The 16,444-nt window shown below is 68.8% G+C and carries 16 protein-coding genes; 12 read left to right on the forward strand and 4 right to left on the reverse strand.

The features are described 5' to 3' along the window. Positions 1-11 precede the first annotated feature (11 nt). The 12 genes from urtA to ureG all read left to right on the forward strand — a co-directional run bounded on the left by urtA (position 12) and on the right by ureG (position 11,401). Positions 12-1,319, forward strand: a complete 1,308-nt coding sequence (urtA, locus tag JYG32_RS09945) for an urea ABC transporter substrate-binding protein (RefSeq protein ID WP_213263449.1) — start codon at positions 12-14, stop codon at positions 1,317-1,319. 142 nt (positions 1,320-1,461) lie between these two features. Beyond that, the gene (gene urtB, locus JYG32_RS09950; RefSeq protein WP_213263450.1) at positions 1,462-3,081 is read left to right on the forward strand and encodes an urea ABC transporter permease subunit UrtB; all 1,620 of its coding nucleotides are present in this window, start codon (positions 1,462-1,464) and stop codon (positions 3,079-3,081) included. Position 3,082: 1 nt separating this feature from the next. Then, positions 3,083-4,270: an urea ABC transporter permease subunit UrtC gene (urtC, locus tag JYG32_RS09955; RefSeq protein WP_213263451.1), complete on the forward strand. Its 1,188-nt coding sequence runs from the start codon at positions 3,083-3,085 to the stop codon at positions 4,268-4,270. Beyond that, positions 4,267-5,124, forward strand: a complete 858-nt coding sequence (urtD, locus tag JYG32_RS09960; protein WP_069745995.1) for an urea ABC transporter ATP-binding protein UrtD — start codon at positions 4,267-4,269, stop codon at positions 5,122-5,124. The genes urtC and urtD overlap by 4 nt, the downstream gene beginning before the upstream one ends. Before the next feature lie 4 nt (positions 5,125-5,128). Further along, a complete protein-coding gene (gene urtE / locus JYG32_RS09965; protein ID WP_047900002.1) occupies positions 5,129-5,821 on the forward strand; it encodes an urea ABC transporter ATP-binding subunit UrtE in 693 nt (230 codons plus the stop codon). Positions 5,822-5,963: 142 nt separating this feature from the next. Then, complete coding sequence (locus JYG32_RS09970; RefSeq protein WP_213263452.1) at positions 5,964-6,839, forward strand: urease accessory protein UreD; 876 nt, start codon at positions 5,964-5,966, stop codon at positions 6,837-6,839. A gap of 236 nt (positions 6,840-7,075) precedes the next feature. Continuing rightward, the gene (locus tag JYG32_RS09975) at positions 7,076-7,378 is read left to right on the forward strand and encodes an urease subunit gamma (protein WP_213263453.1); all 303 of its coding nucleotides are present in this window, start codon (positions 7,076-7,078) and stop codon (positions 7,376-7,378) included. Between the two features lie 8 nt (positions 7,379-7,386). After that, the gene (locus tag JYG32_RS09980; protein WP_128843110.1) at positions 7,387-7,692 is read left to right on the forward strand and encodes an urease subunit beta; all 306 of its coding nucleotides are present in this window, start codon (positions 7,387-7,389) and stop codon (positions 7,690-7,692) included. Between the two features lie 40 nt (positions 7,693-7,732). Continuing rightward, positions 7,733-9,439, forward strand: a complete 1,707-nt coding sequence (ureC, locus tag JYG32_RS09985) for an urease subunit alpha (RefSeq protein ID WP_213263454.1) — start codon at positions 7,733-7,735, stop codon at positions 9,437-9,439. A gap of 24 nt (positions 9,440-9,463) precedes the next feature. Next, the gene (gene ureE / locus JYG32_RS09990; protein ID WP_213263455.1) at positions 9,464-10,069 is read left to right on the forward strand and encodes an urease accessory protein UreE; all 606 of its coding nucleotides are present in this window, start codon (positions 9,464-9,466) and stop codon (positions 10,067-10,069) included. Further along, positions 10,056-10,736 carry an urease accessory protein UreF gene (locus tag JYG32_RS09995; protein ID WP_213263456.1) on the forward strand — a complete coding sequence of 227 codons (681 nt, stop codon included), beginning with the start codon at positions 10,056-10,058 and terminating at the stop codon, positions 10,734-10,736. The genes ureE and JYG32_RS09995 overlap by 14 nt, the downstream gene beginning before the upstream one ends. A gap of 17 nt (positions 10,737-10,753) precedes the next feature. After that, a complete protein-coding gene (gene ureG / locus JYG32_RS10000) occupies positions 10,754-11,401 on the forward strand; it encodes an urease accessory protein UreG (RefSeq protein WP_213263457.1) in 648 nt (215 codons plus the stop codon). Positions 11,402-11,464: 63 nt separating this feature from the next. Here ureG and waaA read toward each other — a convergent pair whose 3' ends face one another. The 4 genes from waaA to JYG32_RS10020 form a co-directional block, all read right to left on the reverse strand. Further along, positions 11,465-12,820: a lipid IV(A) 3-deoxy-D-manno-octulosonic acid transferase gene (waaA, locus tag JYG32_RS10005; protein ID WP_213263458.1), complete on the reverse strand. Its 1,356-nt coding sequence runs from the start codon at positions 12,818-12,820 to the stop codon at positions 11,465-11,467. A gap of 37 nt (positions 12,821-12,857) precedes the next feature. Continuing rightward, on the reverse strand, positions 12,858-13,742 hold the full coding sequence (locus tag JYG32_RS10010) for a Kdo hydroxylase family protein (protein ID WP_213263459.1): 885 nt from the start codon (positions 13,740-13,742) through the stop codon (positions 12,858-12,860). Positions 13,743-13,766: 24 nt separating this feature from the next. Continuing rightward, positions 13,767-14,762 carry a lipopolysaccharide heptosyltransferase I gene (gene waaC / locus JYG32_RS10015; RefSeq protein ID WP_213263460.1) on the reverse strand — a complete coding sequence of 332 codons (996 nt, stop codon included), beginning with the start codon at positions 14,760-14,762 and terminating at the stop codon, positions 13,767-13,769. A 174-nt stretch (positions 14,763-14,936) separates the two neighbouring features. Then, positions 14,937-16,331, reverse strand: coding sequence for a phosphomannomutase/phosphoglucomutase (locus tag JYG32_RS10020; protein ID WP_174381578.1), 1,395 nt, complete (start codon positions 16,329-16,331; stop codon positions 14,937-14,939). Between the last annotated feature and the right edge of the window lie 113 nt (positions 16,332-16,444).

A 16,444-nucleotide genomic window follows, 5' to 3' on the forward strand; every position in this document is an offset into this window, starting at 1 on the left:
AGGGGAACCCGATGAAACGTCGCAGTCTGTTGAAGTTCGGTTCGATGGCCGGCGCGCTCGCGCTGGCGGGCAAGAGCCCGTTCGCGCACGCGGCCGATGCGGGCACCGGCCCGATCAAGGTCGGTATCCTGCACTCGCTGTCGGGCACGATGGCGATCTCGGAAACGTCGCTGAAGGACACCGCGCTGATGACGATCGCCGACATCAACAAGAGCGGCGGCGTGATGGGCCGCAAGCTCGAGCCGGTGGTGGTCGATCCCGCGTCGAACTGGCCGCTGTTCGCGGAGAAGGCGCGCCAGTTGCTCACGCAGGACAAGGTCGCGTGCGTGTTCGGCTGCTGGACGTCGGTGTCGCGCAAGTCCGTGCTGCCGGTGTTCGAGGAACTGAACGGGCTGCTCTACTACCCGGTGCAGTACGAAGGCGAGGAAATGTCGCGCAACGTGTTCTACACGGGCGCCGCGCCGAACCAGCAGGCGATTCCGGCCATCGAGTACCTGATGGGCGCGGAAGGCGGCGGAGCGAAGCGCTTCTTCCTGCTCGGCACCGACTATGTGTATCCGCGCACGACCAACAAGATCCTGCGCGCGTTCCTGAAATCGAAGGGCGTGAAGGATGCCGACATTCAGGAGGTCTACACGCCGTTCGGCCACAGCGATTACCAGACCATCGTCGCGAACATCAAGACCTTCTCGCAAGGCGGCAAGACGACCGTGATCTCGACGATCAACGGCGATTCGAACGTGCCGTTCTACAAGGAACTCGGCAACCAGGGGATCAAGGCGACCGACGTGCCGGTCGTCGCATTCTCGGTCGGCGAGGAGGAACTGCGCGGGATCGACACGAAACCGCTCGTCGGCCACCTCGCCGCGTGGAACTACTTCATGTCGGTGAAGAACCCGACCAACACGAAATTCAAGGACCAGTTCGCCGCGTGGGTGAAGGCGAACAACCTGCCGGGCGGCGCGAAGCGCGTGACCAACGACCCGATGGAAGCGACCTACGTGGGCATCCACATGTGGAAGCAGGCCGTCGAGAAGGCGAAGAGCACCGACGTCGACAAGGTGCGCGTCGCGATGATCGGCCAGACCGTCGCCGCGCCGTCGGGCTTCACGCTCGCGATGGACGGCAACCATCACCTGCACAAGCCGGTGATGATCGGCGAGATCCGCGGCGACGGGCAATTCAACGTCGTGTGGAAGACGAAGACCGCGGTGCGCGCGCAGCCGTGGAGCCCGTTCATCGCGGGCAACCAGGGCAAGCCGGACATCGTCACGTCGATCCCGGCGTTCCTGCGCCGGCAGCGCGCGGCGTTGGCCTGACGCGGTACGGCGCGTCGCGCATCGGCGTGACGTGCCGCTCGCATGCAGGTGCCGATGCGCCGGCCGCGCTTGCGGTGACAAACCGCATGCACCGGCGCATCGCCGCATGAATCCGCTTTCCCAAGCCCGACAGGATTTCCCGATGCCTATACGCTTTCGCCGAGCCGCCGTCGCGATCGTCGCGTGCGCCGCCCTCGCGGGCGCACTGCCGCGCGCCGCGTTCGCGCTGTCGGCCGCCGATACCGCCGCGCTCGCCGGCGACGACTTCGACGCGAAGACGGCCGCGATCGAGCGGCTCGCCGCCGATGCCGATCCGCGCGCCGTCGCCGTGCTCAACGCGCTGTCGACCGGCGACGCGCTCGCGACCGGCGACGGCCGCCTGCTGATCCAGACCGGCGACACCGCGCACGACGCGCTCACGCAGGCCGCGACACCGGCCGGCGACGCGCAGCCCGTGATGCTGAACAACCTGCTGCGCACGAAGATCGCGGGCGCACTGTCAGGGCTCGCGCTCGCATCGCCCGACGTCGCCGCGCGGCGCGACGCGATCGATGCGCTGCTGAAGTCGCCCGACCCGGCGCTCAAGCCGATGATCGACCGCGCGCGCGCGAAGGAAACCGATCCCGCGCTGAAGCGCCGCCTCGATGCACTGTGGGCGATCGCCGCGCTGCACGACGGCGATCCGGCGAAGCGCCTCGAAGCCGTGCAGGTGGTGGCCGCGCGCCGCGACCTCGACATGATCGAACAACTGCGCCCGCTCGTCGCGAAGGACGCGGACGGCAGCTACGCGGAGCCCGATGCGCGCGTGCGCGATGCCGCGCAGCAAGGGCTCGACGCATTGCACACGCTGCAGCGCCGCGGCGAAATCGTCGGCACGCTGTTCGCCGGCCTGTCGCTCGGCAGCGTGCTGCTGCTCGCCGCGCTCGGCCTCGCGATCACGTACGGGCTGATCGGCGTGATCAACATGGCGCACGGCGAATTCCTGATGATCGGTGCGTACGCAACCTATGTCGTGCAGACGCTGATCCAGCGCTACGCGCCCGGCGCGTTCGACTGGTATCCGCTCGTCGCCGTGCCCGCGTCGTTCGCGACGGCCGCGCTCGTCGGCATCGTGCTCGAACGGCTCGTGCTGCGCCATCTGTACGGCCGCCCGCTCGAGACATTGCTCGCGACGTTCGGCGTGAGCCTGATCCTGATCCAGGCAACACGCATGCTGTTCGGCGCGCAGAACGTGCAGGTCGTGAACCCGTCGTGGATGAGCGGCGGCGTGACCGTGATGCAGAACCTGATCCTGCCGTACAACCGGCTCGCGATCCTCGCGTTCGCGCTCGCCGTGGTGTTCGTCGCGTGGGCGGTGCTGACGAAGACGCGGCTCGGCCTGTTCGTGCGCGCGGTCACGCAGAACCGCCGGATGGCCGCATGCGTCGGCGTGAAGACCGCGCGCGTCGACGCGTATGCGTTCGCGTTCGGCGCGGGCATCGCGGGCCTCGGCGGCTGCGCGCTGTCGCAGATCGGCAACGTGGGCCCCGACCTCGGCCAGAACTACATCATCGATTCGTTCATGGCGGTCGTGCTGGGCGGCGTCGGACAGATCGCCGGCACCGTGCTCGGCGGCTTCGGGCTCGGCCTCGCGAGCAAGGCGATCGAGCCGTTCTGGGGCGCCGTGCTCGCGAAGATCGCGGTGCTCGTGATGATCGTGCTGTTCATCCAGAAACGTCCGCAGGGCATGTTCGCCCCGAAGGGCCGCAGCGCGGAGGCTTGACGTGACTTTCATTACCGATTCGATGTCGAACCCGGTCGCCGACGCGCCGAAGCCCGCTGCCGCCGCACGCGCAGCAGACGGCTTCGCGCTCGGCCTGTCGCCGCGCCCTGCGCTGCTGTCGCGCCGCACGTGGCTCGCGCTCGTCGCGCTGTGCATCGCGATCGGCATCGGCGTGCCGCTCGCCGCGCTCGTCGCGCCCGAAGCGAGCGCATTCCATCTGTCCGCCTACGCGATGACGCTCGCCGGCAAGCTGATGTGCTACGCGATCGCCGCGCTCGCGCTCGATCTCGTATGGGGCTACTGCGGGATCCTGAGCCTCGGCCACGGGCTGTTCTTCGCGCTAGGCGGCTATGCGATCGGCATGTACCTGATGCGCGAGATCGGTCGCGACGGCAAGTACGGCAGCGACCTGCCCGACTTCATGGTGTTCCTCGACTGGCACCAGTTGCCGTGGTACTGGAGCGGCACGCAGCATCTCGCGTGGGCGCTCGCGCTCGTCGTGCTGGTGCCGGCCGTGCTCGCATGGGTGTTCGGCTTCTTCACGTTCCGTTCGCGCGTGAAAGGCGTGTACCTGTCGATCATCACGCAGGCGCTGACGTTCGCCGCGATGCTGCTGTTCTATCGCAACGAAACCGGCTTCGGCGGCAACAACGGCTTCACCGACTTCAAGCGCATCGCGGGTTTCGCGATCACGTCGCCCGGCACGCGCACGGTGCTGTTGCTGCTGACGTTCGCGACGCTGGTGCTCGCGTTCATCGCCGCGCGCGCGATCGTCACGAGCAAGCTCGGGCGCGTCGTCACCGCGGTGCGCGACGGCGAGACGCGGCTGATGTTCCTCGGCTACAGCCCGCTCGCGTACAAGCTGTTCGTGTGGACCGTGTCGGCCGTGCTGTGCGGCATCGCGGGCGCGTTGTACGTGCCGCAGGTCGGCATCATCAATCCCGGCGAGATGTCGCCCGGCAACTCGATCGAGATGGCGATCTGGGTCGCGGTAGGCGGGCGCGGCACGCTGATCGGGCCGATCGTCGGCGCGTTCGCGGTGAACGGCGCGAAGAGCTTGTTTACCGCGTACTTCGCCGAATACTGGCTGTTCTTCCTCGGCCTGATCTTCGTGCTCGTGCCGCTGTTGCTGCCGCGCGGGATCATGGGCCTCGTCGAAACCGTGCTCGCGAAGGGGAAACGTGGATGAACGGAACGGCCCTCTACCAATTCACGCCGCCGCCCGAGGACGAACTGTTGGCCGTCAGCGGCACCGCATCGATGGGCCGCGTCGTGCCGCCCGGCATCGACACGTCGCACGGCACGATCCTCTACCTCGAGGATATCGAGGTGAGCTTCGACGGCTTCCGAGCGCTGAAGAAACTGTCGCTCGCAATCGACGCGGGCGAGCTGCGCTGCGTGATCGGCCCGAACGGCGCAGGCAAGACGACGATGATGGACGTGATCACCGGCAAGACGCGTCCCGATGCCGGCAACGTGTTTCTCGGCCAGACGCTCGACCTCGCGCGGATGAGCGAGCCCGAGATCGCGCGCGCCGGCATCGGCCGCAAGTTCCAGAAGCCCACCGTGTTCGAGCAGCATCCGGTGTGGGAAAACCTCGAACTCGCGATGCAGACCGACAAGGGCTGGCTCGCGTCGCTGCGCGCGCGGCTCGACCGCGCGGCGCAGGCGAAGATCGAGGAGACGCTCGCGCTGATCGGCCTCGAAAGCCACGCGTATCGAGCAGCCGGCGAACTGTCGCACGGGCAGAAGCAGCGGCTCGAGATCGGCATGCTGCTGATGCAGCGCCCCGCGTTGCTGCTGCTCGACGAGCCGGCAGCCGGGATGACCGACCACGAGACGATGGAACTCGCCGAGCTGCTGAACACGCTGCGCGGCACCTGTTCGATGATGGTCGTCGAGCACGACATGGAATTCGTCGCGGCGCTCGCGGGCGACACGGGCCGCGTGACGGTGATGGCCGAAGGCGCGGTGCTCGCGCAAGGCACGCTCGACCAGGTCAAGCGCGACGACGCGGTAATCGAGTCTTATCTGGGACGTTGATGCGATGCTGAAGATCGAAGCGCTGAACCAGTACTACGGCGGCAGCCATATCCTGCGCAACGTGAACCTCGCCGCCGACGACGGCAAGCTCACCGTGCTGCTCGGCCGCAACGGCGTCGGCAAGAGCACGTTGCTGCGCTGCCTGATGGGCGTCGTCGCCGCGAAGAGCGGCACCGTGTCGTGGCGCGGCACCGCGCTCGGCGCGCTGCCGCCGTATGCGCGCGTCGCGGCCGGGCTCGCGTACGTGCCGCAGGGCCGCGACATCTTTCCGCGGCTGACCGTCGAGGAGAACCTGCTCGTCGGCGCGGCGAGCCGCAAGGCGCCGTCGAAAGTGCCGGACCGCATCTACGACCTGTTCCCGGTGCTGAAGGACATGCGCGCGCGGCGCGGCGGCGACCTGTCGGGCGGCCAGCAGCAGCAGCTCGCGATCGGCCGCGCGCTGATGAGCGAGCCGCAGTTGCTGATCCTCGACGAGCCGACCGAGGGCATCCAGCCGTCGATCATCCAGGACATTGGTCGCACGCTGCGACAGCTCGTCGACGAATCGAACATGACGGTGCTGCTCGTCGAGCAGTATTACGACTTCGCCCGATCGATCGCGGACCGTTACTGGGTGATGAGCCGCGGCGAGATCGTCGCGGGCGGCGACGCGCGCGACATGGAAACGAACGGCGTGCGCGAGCTGATCGCGGTGTGACGCACGGTACGGCAGCGGGCACAGGCGGCCGGTTCGCGGTGCGGCCGCACATGGCGCTTTCAACGAACGCGGCATCTGCATTATTGTTCCGGTAGGATCCACGTTTTTCGCGCCCGTTTCTCTCGTTGCCCGCTCGCCGCCGATGTCCGCCCCCGATTCCCACGCCCCGCTGTCCCGCCCCGCCGTCGCCAAGTCGTGGCGCGGCCGACTCGAACTCGGTTTCGAGCGGCACGGCGCGCGCACGACGCTCGCGCACCGGCTGCACGACGGCCCGCTGCGCGTGCAGCGGCCGCTGTACCCGGAAGGCGACGCGATCTGCCATGCGGTGATCGTCCACCCGCCGGGCGGCGTCGCGGGCGGCGACCGGCTCGACATCGACATCGCGCTCGGCGACGGCACGCACGCGGTGCTGACGACGCCCGGCGCGACCAAGTGGTACAAGTCGAACGGGCTCGATGCGACGCAGCGCATCGGCATTACTGTCGGCGAGAACGCGAAGCTCGACTGGCTGCCGCAGAACAACCTGTTCTTCGACGCGGCGCACGCAGCGCTCGACTTCACGGTGACGCTCGGCGCAGGCGCGAGCGCGATCGGCTGGGACGCGACGCAGCTCGGCCGGCAGGCGGCCGGCGAAACCTGGTCGGCGGGCCGCATCGCGTCGACCTCCGCGCTCGTCGGTGCCGACGACCGGCCGCTGTGGACCGAGCGCGCGCTGCTCGACGCGCGCGATCCGCTGCGCGGCGCGCTGCAGGGCCTCGCAGGTTTTCCCGCATACGGCACGCTGTGGGCCGCCGGCGCCGCGTGCGACGCCGCGCTCGCCGAATCGCTCGCCGCGCGGATGCCGTTCGACGACACGCTGCGCGCGGGTGCGACCTGCGTGACGCCCGGCGTCGTGCTCGTGCGCGCGCTGTCGACGTCGATGGAAGCGCTGCAGCGCCACTTCACCGACTGCTGGCTGCAGTTGCGACCGATCGTGCACGGCGTCAACGCACGACCGCTGCGCCTCTGGCAAACCTGAGCGCGCTCGCGCCGCGCACCGTTTCGGCGCAGCGGCGCGTCCGGCGCTGCACGTTACCCATGCACCGCGCACCAGGAACGCGCATCGCGCTGCGTTCCATGCACATGGCACGCGCCTTGCTGCTTACATAACCGATACACGGCGCACGCAAAACAGCGCGGTGCTACGATGATTCGCGCATCCACCCGGTTACGTGCGCACCGATAAAAATTACGTTTTCCTGAACGTTTGCCTTCATGAAACTGACTCCCCGAGAAAAGGACAAGCTGCTGATCTTCACGGCGGCGCTGCTGGCCGAACGCCGTCGCGCGCGCGGCCTGAAGCTCAACTATCCGGAGGCGGTCGCCTTCATCACCGCCGCGCTGATGGAATCCGCGCGCGACGGCAAGACGGTCGCCGAGGTGATGCACTACGGCACGACGCTGCTCACGCGCGACGACGTGATGGACGGCGTGCCGGAAATGATTCCCGACATCCAGGTCGAGGCGACCTTTCCCGACGGCACGAAGCTCGTGACCGTCCACCACCCGATTCCGTGAGGCCACGCATGATCCCCGGCGAAATCCTCACCGACGACGGCGAGCACGAACTGAACGTGGGCCGCGAAACGCTGACGCTCGTCGTCGCGAACACCGGCGACCGTCCGGTGCAGGTTGGCTCGCACTACCACTTCTTCGAAGTCAACGACGCACTGTCGTTCGACCGCGCGGCCGCGCGCGGCTTCCGGCTCAACATCGCGGCCGGCACGGCCGTGCGCTTCGAGCCGGGCCAGACGCGCACCGTCGAGCTCGTCGCGCTCGCGGGCGATCGCGCCGTCTACGGTTTTCAGGGCAAGGTGATGGGGCCGCTCTGAGCGCGCGCCCCATTCTTCAGGTCTTCAGGAACAGCACGAGATGACACTACGCTTGGGCCGCCGCGCATACGCGGAAATGTTCGGGCCGACGACGGGCGACCGCGTCCGGCTCGCCGATACCGAACTGCTGATCGAGATCGAACGCGACTTCACGACCTACGGCGAGGAAGTGAAATTCGGCGGCGGGAAAGTGATCCGCGACGGGATGGGCCAGTCGCAGCGCGTGTCCGCCGACGTGCCCGACACGGTCATCACGAACGCGGTGATCCTCGATCACTGGGGCATCGTGAAAGCCGACATCGCGATCAAGCACGGCCGCATCGCCGCGATCGGCAAGGCCGGCAATCCGGATATCCAGCCGGGCGTGACGATCGCGATTGGAGCCGCGACCGAAGTGATCGCCGGCGAAGGGTTGATCGTGACCGCGGGCGGCATCGACACGCACATCCACTTCATCAGCCCGCAGCAGATCGACGAGGCGCTCGCATCGGGCGTCACGACGATGCTCGGCGGCGGCACGGGGCCGGCCACCGGCACCAACGCGACGACCTGCACGCCGGGCCCGTGGCACATGGAGCGGATGCTTCAGGCCGCGGACGGCTGGCCGATCAACCTCGGCTTCCTCGGCAAGGGCAACGCGAGCCTGCCCGAGCCGCTCGTCGAGCAGATCGCGGCCGGCGCGATCGGGCTGAAGCTGCACGAGGACTGGGGCACGACGCCCGCCGCGATCGACAACTGCCTGTCGGTCGCCGACGACACCGACACGCAGGTCGCGATCCACACCGACACGCTGAACGAAGCCGGCTTCGTCGAATCGACGGTCGCCGCGTTCAAGGGCCGCACGATCCACACGTACCACACCGAAGGCGCGGGCGGCGGCCATGCGCCCGACATCCTGAAGGTGTGCGGCGAGGCGAACGTGCTGCCGTCGTCGACCAACCCGACGCGCCCGTACACGATCAACACGCTCGACGAGCATCTCGACATGCTGATGGTGTGCCATCACCTCGATCCGTCGATCGCCGAGGATCTCGCGTTCGCCGAATCGCGGATCCGCCGCGAGACGATCGCGGCCGAGGACATCCTGCACGATCTCGGCGCGCTGTCGATGCTGTCGTCCGATTCGCAGGCGATGGGCCGCGTCGGCGAAGTGATCATCCGCACCTGGCAGACCGCGCACAAGATGAAGGTGCAGCGCGGCGCGCTGCCCGGGGACGGCGCGCGCAACGACAACTTCCGCGCGAAGCGCTACGTCGCGAAGTACACGATCAACCCGGCGATCACGCACGGCATTGCGCACGAAGTCGGTTCGATCGAGCCCGGCAAGTGGGCCGACCTCGTGCTGTGGGAGCCCGCGTTCTTCGGGATCAAGCCGTCGATGATCCTGAAGGGCGGGATGATCGCGGTCGCGCAGATGGGCGACCCGAACGCGTCGATCCCGACGCCGCAGCCCGTCCACTATCGCGAGATGTTCGCGACGCGCGGCGGCGCGCTCGCGCGCACGTCGCTGACCTTCGTGTCGCAGATGGCGGCCGACGCGGGCATCGCGGAACGCTACGGCCTCGCGAAGCGGATCGTGCCCGTGCGCAACTGCCGCAACGTGACGAAGGCCGACATGATCCACAACGCGTGGCGCCCGTCGATCAGCGTCGACCCCGAAACCTACGACGTGATCGCCGACGGCCAGTTGCTCACCTGCGAGCCGGCGACGGTGCTGCCGATGGCGCAGCGCTATTTCCTGTTCTGATGTCCGGTTCCCGGTTCCTGTCTTATGCGCACCCTCGACAAACGCATTGCCCCGAACGTGAAACTCGCCGCGTCGCTCGTCGCGCGCGCACCGACGCTCACGCTCGCGTATGACGCCCGCTGCAAGAGCCGCCTCGCGGCGACGCTCGACACCGGCGAGGACGTCGCGGTCCTGCTGCCGCGCGGCACCGTGCTGCGCGACGGCGACGTGCTCGTCGCCGACGACGGCGCGCTCGTGCGCGTCGCCGCGGCACCCGAGACCGTGCTGCTCGTGCGCGCGGCCGATCCGCTCACGCTGATGCGCGCCGCGTACCATCTCGGCAACCGTCACACGCCGGTCGAGATCGGCGACGGCTACCTGAAGCTCGAAGCCGATCCGGTGCTCGCGGACATGCTGCGCCGGCTCGGCACGCAGGTCGAAGCGACGAGCGCGCCGTTCCAGCCGGAAGCCGGCGCCTACGGCGGCGGCCACAAGCACGGGCACGACGCGACGTTCGCCGAGGACTACGCGCTGGCGCAGCAGGTGTTCGGCGAACACCACGGACACTCGCATTCGCACGATCACGATCACGATCACGATCACCAGCATGGTCCCGGATGCACGCACGGCCACGGCCATGACCACCACTGAACTCGTCACGCTGCTGCACCTCGCGTCGCCGGCGCTGCCGATCGGCGCGTTCAGCTATTCGCAGGGCCTCGAAGCGGCGCTCGACGCGAACCTGATCCGCGACGCAGATAGCGCGCGCGACTGGATCGCGAGCGGCCTGACCGACGTGCTTGCGCAAGGCGAGCTGCCGTTCCTTGCGCACCAGCTCGCGCGCTGGCATGCGCACGACGCGCACGCGCTCGCCGCCGAAGATGCGTGGTTCATCGCGAGCCGAGAATCGGCGGAACTGCGCCGCGAGACCGAACAGATGGGCTGGTCGCTCGCGCAGCTTTGCGCGTCGCTCGAATGGGGCGAAGCCGCGCGCCGGGCGACGCTCGCATCGATGTCGCCGGTCACGCTGCCAACGGCATTCGCGTACGCAGCCGCCGCGCACGATGCCAGCGCCGACGCGACGCTCGCCGCGTACGCCTTCGGCTGGGTCGAGAACCAGACGTCCGCCGCGCTGAAGGCCGTGCCGCTCGGCCAGCTCGCCGGGCAACGCATCATCGTCGCGCTGCGCGGTGCGATCGACGCGGCCGTGCGCCGCGCGCTCGCGACGCCGCCCGACGCCGTCAACACGTTCGCGCCGCAACTCGGCATCCTGTCCGCGCGGCACGAAACCCAGTACTCGCGGTTGTTCCGCTCCTGAACACGACGCTACCCGCCATGAATGCACCTGTCCCCTCCTCCGCCCGCCGCACGAAGAAACTGCCGCCGCTGCGCGTCGGCATCGGCGGCCCCGTCGGCTCCGGCAAGACCACGCTGCTCGAAATGCTGTGCAAGGCGATGCGCGACCGCTACGACCTCGTCGCGATCACCAACGACATCTATACGAAGGAAGACCAGCGGCTGCTGACGGTTGCGGGCGCGCTGCCCGAGGAGCGCATCATGGGCGTCGAGACGGGCGGCTGCCCGCACACGGCGATCCGCGAGGATGCGTCGATCAACCTCGAGGCCGTCGACCGGATGCTGTCGCGCTTTCCCGACGCCGACATCGTGTTCATCGAATCGGGCGGCGACAATCTCGCGGCGACATTCAGCCCCGAGCTGTCGGACCTGACGATCTACGTGATCGACGTCGCGGGCGGCGAGAAGATCCCGCGCAAGGGCGGCCCCGGCATCACGAAGTCCGACCTGCTCGTGATCAACAAGACCGATCTCGCGCCGCTGGTCGGCGCGAACCTCGACGTGATGGCGTCCGACACGAAGAAGATGCGCGGCGAGCGGCCTTTCGTGATGACGAACCTGAAGGCGCTCGAAGGCGTCGCGGACGTGATCGCGTTCATCGAGAAGAAGGGCTTGCTGACGGTCTGAGCGGCGCGGCGGCGGCACACGACGCCGCCACGCATGCCCGGGGCGGCATCGCGCCGCCTTCGCCTATTCGTCGGACGTGTCCTGCGCGTCCTGCAGCGCGCGCGCGCCGCGTTCGGCGGGCGGCAGCAGTGCCGCGAGCACGTCGACCGTGCGCGCGGTCGCGCCGCGATGACGCGCCGCGAAGGCCGCGCCGGCCGCGCCCATCGCGATGCGCCGTGCCTTGTCGGCGAACAGCGCGTCGAGCACGTGCGCGAGATCGAGCGGATCCTCGACCTGCATCGCCGCACCGGCCGCGACCGCGTCGGCGGTCGCCTGCGTGAAGTTGAACACGTGCGGCCCGATCAGCACCGGCACGCCGACCGCGCACGCTTCGATCAGGTTCTGTCCGCCGAGCGGCAGCAGGCTGCCGCCGATGAACGCGACGTCGGCGGCCGCGTAATACGCACCGAGTTCACCCATCGAATCGCCGAGCAGCACCGTCACGTCGCCCGGCAGCGGTTCGGCAGCCGGCCGGCCGGCCGCGGGCGCGGCCGCGTCCGCGGCCCACGCCGAGCGTCGCACGCACTTGAGCCCGCTGCGCTCGACGAGCGCCTCGACCTCGGCGAAACGCTGCGGATGACGCGGCACGAGCACCAGCAGCGCGTCGGGCGTGCGCATCGCGGCGAACGCCTGCAACACCAGCGCCTCCTCGTTCTCGCGCGTGCTGGCGGCTACCCACACGGGCCGCGCGCCGATCGCGTCGCGCCACGCATGGCCGCGCGCCGCCAGTTCCGGCGGCGTCGTCATGTCGAACTTCAGGTTGCCAAGCACGGTCACGTTGCGTGCGCCGAGCGACGTCAGCCGCTCCGCATCGGCCGGGCTCTGCGCGAGCACGCGCGAGAAGCCGCCGAACACGTCGCGCGTCGCCGCGCCGAACTTCGCCGCGCGCCGGAACGAACGTGCGGACATCCGCGCATTGGTCAGCACGAGCGGCACGTCCGCGCGGCGGCACTCGTCGATCAGCGTCGGCCACACCTCGGTTTCCATCACGAGGCCGAGCGTCGGCCGCCATGCGCGCAGGAAGCGCCGCACCGCGCCAGGCATGTCGTACGGCAGGTAGCCGCGCAGCACGCGATCACCGAAGATCTGTTCGCCGGTCGCGCGGCCGCTCGGCGTCATGTGCGTGAGCAGGACGCGCGCATCGGGGCGCGCGCGCAGCAGCGCGTCGATCAGCGGCTGCGCGGCGCGCGTCTCGCCGACCGATACCGCATGCACCCAGATCAGCGGCGCACAGTCGTCGCGCGAGCGGCCCGCCACGCGGCCGAAGCGTTCGCCGATGTGCTCGCGATAGCCGCGCTCCTTGCGCGAACGCACGTAGAGCCGGATGACCGCGATGGGCGCGACGAGCCACCACAGCGCGCGATAGATCGCCCTCAGCATGCAGCGACCCTCGTATTGCATCGAAGCAGGTATGCGCTCAAACCAGCGCCCTGCCCTTCAGGCGCTCGAGAATGCCGAGCGGTGCGCATTCGCGGCGGACCATCGCGTCGACCGGCAGGAAGAACGTCTGCTCGAGCATGAACTGGCCGGACATCACAGCGTGCGAAGTCTGGTCCGAGAAACATATCCACACGCTGCCCGGCGGGAACGGCATCGTCTGCTGCGGGCTCGTCTTCTGGTAGTCGAGATCGGCCTTCATGCTGTCGTGCAGGTTCAGCATCAGGTGGTCGTACGCACTGCGCGGCGACTTCGTCACGTGCAGCAGGTTCAGCAGCCACGCGGCGCCCGGCAATTGCGGCTTGATGGACGGCAGGAAACGCTTCGCAACGTCCTCGAACGGCTCGCCGACACGCCACACGCGCGGCACGCCGGCCGGGTTCACGTTCGTGAACACGCGCAGGATGCGCTCGCCGTAGTTCGGCCGCGACGGGAATGCGTCGACGTGCAGCCGGCTGTCGTCCTTGCGCCACGACGTCTGGCGCGTCTCGACCTGCATCAGCCGCAGGCTGGTCGGCGCGACGCGCAGCTTGCCGCGGTATTCGGGGAAAAGGCCGTCGACGAGCGTGCCGGCCTGCTGCTGGAAGCGCGCGACGAGCGCGCGCACGGCCGACTGCGTGACGCTGTCGCCGAGCACGCCGGCGAGCGCGCCGCCGTTCGGTGCAAGGCTGATGTTCTTGCGTTTCGGATCGGCGAGCGCCGGATCGAGCAGCGCTTCCTCGCCGCCTTCGATCGCGAAGCGCAGGTGCGGGAAATACAGCACCTTGCCTTCCTCGACCGCGGCCAGCAACTGCTCGCGCGGCGCCGACAGGTTGTGTCCGCTCCAGTCGGCGGACGGGACTTCGATGATCTGGGATTCGCTCATGATCGGTTCGCGTGTATGACAGCGTTACAGGAGACCGAAGCCCGCGAGCGCCGACTTCACCTGCGCGATCGACGGGGGTTGCCCCGCCGTGCCGAGATTGACGACGTTCGGCGACCAGTAGCCGCCGGTCCGCCAGGCCGTCGCGAAATTGTACAGTTCGACCGTCGGGCGCTTCAGCGCGGCCGCGATGTGAACCAGACCTGTATCAACCCCGACGGTCGCCGCCGCGCCTTCGATCAGCCCGACCACGGCCGGCAGCGACAGCTTCGGCGGCACGATCGCCGCCGCGCCGAACTCCTTCGCGAGCCGCTCGCTCGTCGCGCGCTCCGCGTCGTTGCCCCACGGCAGCACGAGCGACGCGCCGCGCCGCACGAGCGCCTGGCCGAGCTCGATCCACGCGGCGTCCGGCCACTGCTTGTCGGCGCGCGACGTCGCATGGACGAACACCACGTACGGCACCGGCAGGTTCAGGCCGAGCGCGGCCACCGCGAGCGCCGCCGCGCGCGTGTCGAGGCCGAAGTCGACCGGATCGGCCGGCGTCGGCGCCGGGTCGCCCAGCGCGGCCGCGACGAGTTGCCGCGACCGCTCGACGACATGCGTGCGCGGCGCGATCGGCACGCGCTTGCGGTAGAAGAAGCGCACGGGCCATTCGTAGCCGGCGCCTTCGGTGCGGTTGCCGAGCCCGACGAGCGGGCCGCGCGCCCAGCCCGCGACCCAGGCCGTCTTGATGAGGCCCTGGCAGTCGATCACGAGGTCGTACTGCTCGGCCGCGAGACGCTGGCGGAATGCACGGATCTCGCGCCACGTGGCGCCCGAGAACGGCTTCTTGCGCCAGCGGCGCAGCGAGAACGGCAGCACGTCGCGCACGCCGTCGACGAGCCGCACGAGGTCGACGAAGCTTTCCTCGACGAGCCAGTCGATCTGCGCATCGGGGTGGCGGCGCCGGATATCGGCGATCACCGGCATGTTGTGCACGACGTCGCCCAGCGACGACACGCGCACGATCAGGATCTTTTGCACGCTGAAAAAACGCCGGCTGGCAGCCGGCGACAGACATAAAGGAGCGATTTTATCGCGCCCGGGGGGGCAGACAGACAAAAAGCGGCGCACGCCTTCAGCGTGCGCCGCTTTTCGGGGAGGGCGCGACCGATAGGCAAGCCGTCGCGCCTTCGGCGGCCCGCAGGCCGCCGATGCTCAGAACGGCAGCTTGACGTCCGGCTTCGCGGCCGTCAGCACACGGCGGAAGTCTTCCTGGATCCGCTTGAGCCCTTCCTGCGTCTCGGACTCGAAACGCATCACGACGACCGGCGTCGTGTTCGACGAACGCGCGAGGCCGAAGCCGTCCGGGTACTCGACGCGCAGGCCGTCGATCGTCACGACTTCCTCGGCGCCGTCGAACTTCGCCTCTTTCTGCAGCTTGTCGATCAGGCGGAAGTTCTCGCCCTCGTCGAGCCAGAGCTGCAGCTCGGGCGTGCTCATCGCGTCCGGCAGCCCGTTGAGCAGCGCGCTCGGGTCGGCCGTCTTCGTGAGGATCTCGAGCAGGCGCGCGCCCGTGTAGAGGCCGTCGTCGAAGCCGTACCAGCGATCCTTGAAGAACACGTGGCCGCTCATTTCACCGGCGAGCGGCGCACCCGTCTCGCGCAGCTTCGCCTTCACGAGCGAGTGGCCCGTCTTCCACATCAGCGGCTCGCCGCCCTTCGACTTCACCCACTGCGCGAGGTGGCGCGTGCACTTCACGTCGTAGATGATCTGCGCGCCCGGGTTGCGCGACAGCACTTCTTCCGCGAACAGCATCAGCTGGCGGTCCGGATAGATGATCTGGCCATCCTTCGTGACGACGCCAAGGCGGTCGCCGTCGCCGTCGAACGCGAAGCCGAGCTCGGCATCGGTGTCCTTCAGCGCCTGGATCACGTCCTGCAGGTTTTCCGGGTGCGCGGGATCGGGGTGGTGGTTCGGGAACGTGCCGTCGATGTCGGTGAAGCGCTCGACGAGTTCGCAGCCGAGCGCCTTGAACAGGCGCGTCGCGAGCGGGCCCGCGACGCCGTTGCCGGCGTCGACGACGAGCTTCAGCGGCCGCGCGAGCTTCACGTCGCCGACGATGCGCGCGATGTACTGATCGGCGACGTCGACCTGCTCATAGGTGCCGCTGCCCGTCTCGAAGCGCTCGTCGACGATGCGGCGGTACAGCGCCTGGATCTGCTCGCCGTAGATCGCGGCGCCGCGCAGCACCATCTTGAAGCCGTTGTAGTCGGGCGGGTTGTGGCTGCCCGTGACGACGATGCACGAATCGACGCGGCGCTCGCCGCCCTTCAGCGCAAGCGGCACGCTCGCCGCGAAATAACCGACCGGCGTAGGCACCATGCCGACATCGACGACGTCGACGCCGGCCGCACGCAGGCCGTCGGCCAGTGCGCCGACGAGCTCGGGGCCGGACAGGCGACCGTCGCGCGCGACGACGACCGCGTCGCCGCCCTGGGCGCGCACTTCGCTGCCGAATGCCCGGCCGATCCCGCGCGCCGTGTCGACGTCGAGCGTCTTGCCGACCACGCCACGAATGTCATATGCCTTGAAGATGGATTGGGAGATCATCGATTCTCTTCTCTCTCGGTTGCGTGCATGGAAAATTGTCTGGCCGCTTCTCGCCGGTGCCGCGCATGATACATGCGGGCCCGGCGAAACAAGGAACGGAACGGCTGGAGCGG

This window comes from Burkholderia pyrrocinia, assembly GCF_018417535.1.
Lineage (GTDB): Bacteria > Pseudomonadota > Gammaproteobacteria > Burkholderiales > Burkholderiaceae > Burkholderia > Burkholderia pyrrocinia_E.

Coding starts and splice junctions, on each gene's coding strand:
- urtA (WP_213263449.1), top strand. CDS start 12: ATGAAACGTCGCAGTCTGTTGAAGTTCGGTTCGATGGCCGGCGCGCTC.
- urtB (WP_213263450.1), top strand. CDS start 1,462: ATGCCTATACGCTTTCGCCGAGCCGCCGTCGCGATCGTCGCGTGCGCC.
- urtD (WP_069745995.1), top strand. CDS start 4,267: ATGAACGGAACGGCCCTCTACCAATTCACGCCGCCGCCCGAGGACGAA.
- urtE (WP_047900002.1), top strand. CDS start 5,129: ATGCTGAAGATCGAAGCGCTGAACCAGTACTACGGCGGCAGCCATATC.
- JYG32_RS09970 (WP_213263452.1), top strand. CDS start 5,964: ATGTCCGCCCCCGATTCCCACGCCCCGCTGTCCCGCCCCGCCGTCGCC.
- JYG32_RS09975 (WP_213263453.1), top strand. CDS start 7,076: ATGAAACTGACTCCCCGAGAAAAGGACAAGCTGCTGATCTTCACGGCG.
- JYG32_RS09980 (WP_128843110.1), top strand. CDS start 7,387: ATGATCCCCGGCGAAATCCTCACCGACGACGGCGAGCACGAACTGAAC.
- ureC (WP_213263454.1), top strand. CDS start 7,733: ATGACACTACGCTTGGGCCGCCGCGCATACGCGGAAATGTTCGGGCCG.
- ureE (WP_213263455.1), top strand. CDS start 9,464: ATGCGCACCCTCGACAAACGCATTGCCCCGAACGTGAAACTCGCCGCG.
- JYG32_RS09995 (WP_213263456.1), top strand. CDS start 10,056: ATGACCACCACTGAACTCGTCACGCTGCTGCACCTCGCGTCGCCGGCG.
- ureG (WP_213263457.1), top strand. CDS start 10,754: ATGAATGCACCTGTCCCCTCCTCCGCCCGCCGCACGAAGAAACTGCCG.
- waaA (WP_213263458.1), bottom strand. CDS start 12,820: ATGCTGAGGGCGATCTATCGCGCGCTGTGGTGGCTCGTCGCGCCCATC.
- JYG32_RS10010 (WP_213263459.1), bottom strand. CDS start 13,742: ATGAGCGAATCCCAGATCATCGAAGTCCCGTCCGCCGACTGGAGCGGA.
- JYG32_RS10020 (WP_174381578.1), bottom strand. CDS start 16,331: ATGATCTCCCAATCCATCTTCAAGGCATATGACATTCGTGGCGTGGTC.